The 591-nt window shown below is 58.5% G+C and carries 1 pseudogene; it reads right to left on the reverse strand.

Features of this window, described 5'->3' with window-relative positions:
- Positions 1-591: pseudogene (gene recC, locus BG74_RS04775) on the reverse strand (exodeoxyribonuclease V subunit gamma); the annotation flags it as partial.

The following is a 591-nucleotide window of genomic DNA, read 5'->3' on the forward strand; positions in this document are numbered from 1 at the left end:
CTTTCGCCCGACAAGCGGGCAACGGCGCGAAACGACACTCGCCGCTTGTACCGAACATCCTACTCTCGCCTTCCCCTCCCATGGCACAATATGTTAGGTGCTCCAACCACAGCAGCAGAATATCTCGAAACGACAGCGTGCTTGGACGCCAGCGCAGCAAACCATTCGCCTGGACCCGCGACAGCCAGCCGGAAAGCGTCACCTCGTTCAACGTCAAAGAGACCTCGAGACTGTGCGTTTCCGGCAATTGCCACATCCGCACTAGCTCAGAGAGTACCGTCATCTCCTGGCACTGCCGGGTCCAATACAGCTCGCCGAACGCGCCATAAGGCAACAGGCCGGCGGTACGCACCAGGCGGAACAGCCGGTCGACGCTTTGCCCGTCGATAAGGGCATTCACCAGCCGGTTATTAAGCTGATAGCGAGTCAGACCGTCGATGATAAAAGGTTCATCAGCCGCCAGTTCAAGGGTCTTTTGATGGAAGGAGACGGCTAGGCGCTGCACAAACCAGGAGCGCACTGGGTGGCGATAAAAGCTCAGTAGCTCATCCAGCGCCAACGCCTTGTAGGGTGATGCCGTCAACGGCGCGA

Origin of the sequence: Sodalis-like endosymbiont of Proechinophthirus fluctus (genome assembly GCF_001602625.1) — a bacterium.
Taxonomy (GTDB): Bacteria; Pseudomonadota; Gammaproteobacteria; order Enterobacterales; family Enterobacteriaceae.